Below are 5342 nucleotides of genomic sequence, written 5' to 3'. Positions count from 1 at the left end.
CTACAAAGCTCAACAGTATGGGGTTAACGTCATCACAACGGAAGAGTCGTACACGTCGAAAGCCAGTTTTTTAGATGATGATCCTATTCCTGTTTGGGATGAAGGGAAGCCTCCACCTGTATTTTCAGGAAGACGGGTGAAGCGGGGTTTGTACCGAGCATCTACGGGTGTACACGTGAATGCAGACCTCAACGGAGCAGCCAATATTTTAAAAAAGGCGATTCTCCAGTTTTTCAGAGAGCGAGCCGCTTCCCTCCGGTCGGTGAATGTGTGGCAACCCACTGTCTTCTAAAAAAGAAGTGCCAAAGGAAAGACCAATGGCATAGAGGGGCTGGGCGTAACAAGGTCGCCAATGTGTCAGCTCCACTAACGTTAAGAGTCCCTTTAGGTCGATACGTTAGAAACCCCCACTTCAAGGAAGCCCTATGGCAGAGTAAGTGGCGGGAGTATTCATTCATTATAGCTTGCATCCTACCTAAAAAGTATATTGGCGGCCTCGTTTAATTAGAACGAAAATACCCTTCTTTCAAAAGATGTTAAGATAGTAGGGAGACAATTGTTTATTTAGCTACTGAATACTGGAGTGTTCAATATGAAAATTGGAATTATCGGTCTGGGTGACATTGGTGAAAAGGCATACTTACCTGTTCTTTCTGAAAAAGAAGGACTCGAACTGGTGCTTTGAACGAGAAATGTAGAAACCTTAAATAGATTATCGGAAAAGTTCAAGATAAAGGAAAACGTGGATGAGCTGATCGAGAAGGATATCGATGCAGCTTTTGTAAGCACGGCTACAGAAGCTCATTTTGAAATTGCCGAAAAGCTTCTTACAAATGGGATAAACGTCTACATCGACAAGCCCATCTCCATGCATTTCCAAGAGACTGAAGGAATTGTACAACTTGCAAAAGATGTTGGCAAGATCGTAATGGTTGGTTTTAACCGAAGATTTATTCCGAAAGTAAGAGAGCTGATAGATCATGGGAAAGGGACGAAAATGCCATAGCTCTCCCCCCAAAGAAATCTCCTTGGGGGGATGATTTGTTCCACTATTGGTGACTCATTTAATCTTCTCTAGCTCATCGATAAACGCTGGTCTTCTTTCATATTCCTTTTCCAATTCACTAATCAGTTTATGGGCATTGATCTCGCTGCACACTTTTTTATACGATTTGATGAGTTTGCATACTTTTTTATATTTTTTCCGATCGGTTGCTCGTTCGGCTTCTGTTTTGATAAATTGTTGGTAGATTTTATTTACTTCATCAAAGTAATCTTCTATCAGGTATGGGAAGAGCGTTTGGATTTCACTTGGTCTTTGATTTGTGTAGTTAAGCAGTCTGTCGTACAGCTTTTCTTCTTTTAAGATTTCCACATAGGCTGAATCTGGGTGGCGTTGTTTTTCAAAAGTGCTGAGGATTTCCCCGAGGACTTTTTCCCACTCGTCAGCTTCATAAAGATGATGTTTCAGATCTTGGTAATATTCAAACTCTCCACCAAGGAGAAACTCCATTTTCAATTCACGCTCTTTTTCTGTATCTTCTAGCGCTTCATAGGCTTCTGCACGGTATTTTTTCCATTTTGAAATAAGCCCTTGATACCTGTCATCTGTATTTTCCCCTTCCTCACAAAGCTCGATCACTTGGTTGTAATTTTCCTTATCCAAATGATATAAAATCGCTCTTTCTCTGAACTTCGGATATTTGATATTGTCATATATGAATGCAAAGGCTGTATCCTCATCCTCAAATTGCTCGATCAAATTTAACTGAAGCAGCTTCACTCGTTCAATTTCATATTTTGAATTCCAGGAATCACATCCCCACAATATAAGTACTTGTTCCAAGGACCTCCATAAAATAACGGTTGTGATCGATCTCCCGGATATTCCGAACACTTTTACCATCATAATATTTCCGGCCACGTTCCAAAATCACTTTATTGATAGATTCTTCAAAATTAGAAAGCTTCACGACGTCCATGTCTCCCTTTATAGATTAGTAAAACCATTCTAACATTCAGGTGCATGGAATTTCGATTCATATCATTTCGAACGTTTATACTCCACATACTGGGCAACGGGTTTCAATCTACAAAAAAGCTGTATGCCGAAAATAATGAACAAGGAACCTGCTAACCTGTTCATCAGCGTTTTGTTTCGAATATAGGCTATCTATTCAAATGATTTAACGTAATTACTGGATAAGTTTCTTAGAACCCTATATTGATCAGGAATCAATTGAAAAAGTGTTGATTAAAAGGACGGCTCTCATGCGTAAGAAGCACCAGAACCATCCCCACTCAACATCATCTCCCGCAACACTTCTTATATTTCTTTCCGCTTCCACAAGGGCATGGTTCATTTCTACCAACAGTAGGTGCAGCTTCAACAGGAGTCACTTTAACCGCGGAGCCCTCATTGTTCTCAATCACGTCTAAATAGTCTGGAAGCAATGACAACTTTTTCGCATAACGTTTTTCATCAAATGAACGTTCATGTTTCGTAATATTATACATTTCTTCTACAAGTACGCTACCTATCATCTTTTTTGATTCGTCTTCAGCATAACCTAAACCCAATAAGCGATTTAATGTTCTCTTTGTACATTTAGGATCATTTATCTTTACTTGATTTTCAACTACTTCTAATATCTGAGATTGCAAATTATAGTTAACCATTATCTCAACCTCCTATATTTACTAAATTTATCTAAATCATGTGTCGTATGAGGGAACGTATCAACGGTTTGTACTGCCTTCGTGTCGCATCCCCCACCTTAAAGTACACTAAATCAGGTGCCAGTGTCGAGAAATCGTTATAGGTCTACACTTGAGTTTGAACATCGGCATGATTACACAAATCCTATGTTAGAATAGAAGAATCATTTTATGAGAAATCACAACACAAGCAGCATAGGAGTGTACGATTGATGAACAAAAAAGATATAGCTGGTATCCGCAGACAACTGAAAGTAGATAATGACTTATTGAAGGTTTCTGACATCTTTAACGTATATATCATGAAAGAAACGACGGAAGTTTACCATCATCAGAGCCAGCCGTTCGAAATGCTGGACAGAGATCAACAGGAGCTTTTTATAAATAATTTCAAGAAAGTGCTGACAGGACACCTGTCTGAAAAGTTATTTGAACTGAAGTTCATGCGTGACGCAGATAATCACAGTCAGCTCATTCTACATAAAGGGTTACTAAGCAGTCAAGTCGAGGACTGGAAGGAACAAATGCTGCATATGACTGAAAAAATGATCAAAGACCATCCGTATGAAAGGGATGTCGTCATCACCTTCATTCGCGCCGAATATTTGAAACCAATGAAACGCCGTAATGAAGAAGCCGAGGTAAGTGAACGGGACGCCGTTTATTCTCATCCCTTTATCCTTTGCAGCATCAACAAAACGCAGGAGTTTAAAAAAGAATGGGTATTTGACTATATTGAGAAGGAGTTTAAGTACAATATCGAGGTAGACCCGGTCATTGATCTCGACACTCCGATGGCAGGATTTCTTTTCCCTTGCTTTACGAATCATGCAGCTGATGTTAATCATATTTTATACGCTGCAGGCAAAGCCAATGAACCTGACCACAGATTTATAGAAGAAGTATTAAACGGAGAAGAGACGATGACAGCGAAAGAGGACAAAGCGGTGTTTGAGGAAGTCATCAAAGATGTCATAGGAGACCAGCTCACCCCCTCTACCCTCGCTACCGTTTATAGAGAAATCAACCATGTCGTCGAAGAAAATGAAGAGGAAGAAGCACCAAAGCTCGATTACAAGAACGTGGAGCGCGTTTTAAATCAAAGCGGCGAAAAAGTCGATATTGAAAAAGTAAAAGCCGCTTTCCAAAGAATCACCGATGACGAAACATATGAGTTGAATGCAAGTAGCATCGTGCCCAAATACAAATCAAAATCAATCAAAATCAATACGAAAATAGCGAACATCTCCATCAGCCCACAGGACCTGCAATACGTCAGGCAAGTCAATTATAAAGGTAAACGCTGTATAATGATTGAAGTAGAAGAGGATGCTGAGATTGAAGGATTCAAGATGCTTCCAGAAGCTTTCGGCGAGTAAAATCCCAATAAGCTGATATAGCCATCTTTCCACCTTCCGTTTAATTTTCAAATGCAACTTTCAGATTCTCGAAAATGGGTTGGATCATACATGGTCATTACCTCACTCGTTTTCCCGATCTTACTTAATGATTCGCCTTATAGCAACAACATTATACCAATTTTCAAATGACGGCTGAATTAATCATTCTCTCTCAGGAGTTGATTAACCTTCGTTTGCATGGATAATATCACCGTTTTTTTGTATCGGGCCCCTAAGTACAGTACTTTTATTTGTTGGACTCGGGATAATTTTTTAAAGCGGGGCTCTTTCTTTAAAAAGGTACGGACGATGGACCAGCTTTTCGGCGCCATTGGAAAATCGTCGAGAGGTTGCTTGTTACGTATACGATGCATCCACGATTTGATTCCGGAGGGAGAGCTTTCATCGACAATACAAGGCGCATATAAATTTTTCGTATGTTTTCGGAGGTGCTCGAATCGTTCACGTCCGCTCACAAGTATATAGTTGCCGTCGTTCCTGTCTTTTTTTACAACTAAAATATACATACAGTCCCACATCAAACCTTGAAGTCTCTTAATATGTTCTGTAATTTTCAACGGTAAATCGGGTTTGATGTTGCTAAGCGGGATATATTGTACCGTGAATTTCATATACATCCTCTCCCCTTGTTTGGATATGTGTGCATCTCCTCATTAATTGCAGAAACTTCAGATACTGGGTAATGAAGTGTGATAGTGATAAGGTATCATAGCATACGTTTCTATGGTAGTAATCGTAGTTGTTGATTTGCAGACAATGCTTTTTCTTAATTCGAATATCGTTAAGTCATTATATTAATAAATTGGGCGGATGTTACATTGGAGTTGTGTTGAAAACAAATTGAGTATAAATCGCCAATAAACAAGAGAAGAACCTATCCAAATGGAAGGCTCTTCCTCAATTGTGAATTTTATAATACATGCAAAATAACCACGCTGACGTTTATGTCTACATTTTTAAAGAAAACTTGGCGACTGCTGAGCCTTTAGGCGAAGTCAGAGCCGTAGTTGAACTTATACTATAGAAAGTATTGTCGAGTAGGAGGGAGCCTTTCCATTATGGATTGTGCTCCGCCCCCCTCACAGAACCGTGCGAGCGGTACTCCCGCACACGGCTCTTCTCCATCATCATTTACAGAATATAGCTTAATTCGCTTCTAAGATCGTATATGTTCACTTTTACTCGTAGCTTCGACAATGGATA

3 protein-coding genes and 3 pseudogenes are annotated in these 5342 nt (G+C 39.7%); 3 read left to right on the top strand and 3 right to left on the bottom strand.

Features of this window, described 5'->3' with window-relative positions; all coding sequences use genetic code 11:
* Positions 1-384: pseudogene (locus tag NON16_RS22440) on the top strand (zinc ribbon domain-containing protein); the annotation flags it as partial.
* 328 nt (positions 385-712) lie between these two features.
* Positions 713-1006: pseudogene (locus tag NON16_RS22435) on the top strand (Gfo/Idh/MocA family protein); the annotation flags it as partial.
* A 54-nt stretch (positions 1007-1060) separates the two neighbouring features.
* Here the strand turns inward: NON16_RS22435 and NON16_RS22430 are convergent.
* Positions 1061-1924 carry a hypothetical protein gene (locus NON16_RS22430; protein ID WP_257351632.1) on the bottom strand — a complete coding sequence of 288 codons (864 nt, stop codon included), beginning with the start codon at positions 1922-1924 and terminating at the stop codon, positions 1061-1063.
* Between the two features lie 383 nt (positions 1925-2307).
* Positions 2308-2382 (bottom strand): annotated as a pseudogene (locus NON16_RS25770) (SEC-C metal-binding domain-containing protein); the annotation flags it as partial.
* Between the two features lie 548 nt (positions 2383-2930).
* Between NON16_RS25770 and NON16_RS22420 the strand changes: the two are divergent.
* On the top strand, positions 2931-4097 hold the full coding sequence (locus NON16_RS22420; RefSeq protein WP_257351630.1) for a DUF4317 domain-containing protein: 1167 nt from the start codon (positions 2931-2933) through the stop codon (positions 4095-4097).
* A 179-nt stretch (positions 4098-4276) separates the two neighbouring features.
* On the opposite strand, the gene NON16_RS22415 is transcribed toward NON16_RS22420, so the two are convergent.
* On the bottom strand, positions 4277-4750 hold the full coding sequence (locus NON16_RS22415) for a hypothetical protein (protein ID WP_257351629.1): 474 nt from the start codon (positions 4748-4750) through the stop codon (positions 4277-4279).
* Between the last annotated feature and the right edge of the window lie 592 nt (positions 4751-5342).

The sequence above is a fragment of the Pseudalkalibacillus decolorationis genome, from assembly GCF_024609785.1.
GTDB lineage: Bacteria > Bacillota > Bacilli > Bacillales > Fictibacillaceae > Pseudalkalibacillus > Pseudalkalibacillus decolorationis.
Note: the sequence above shows the minus strand (reverse complement) of the source record. Positions and strands in the feature narration are given on the sequence as shown.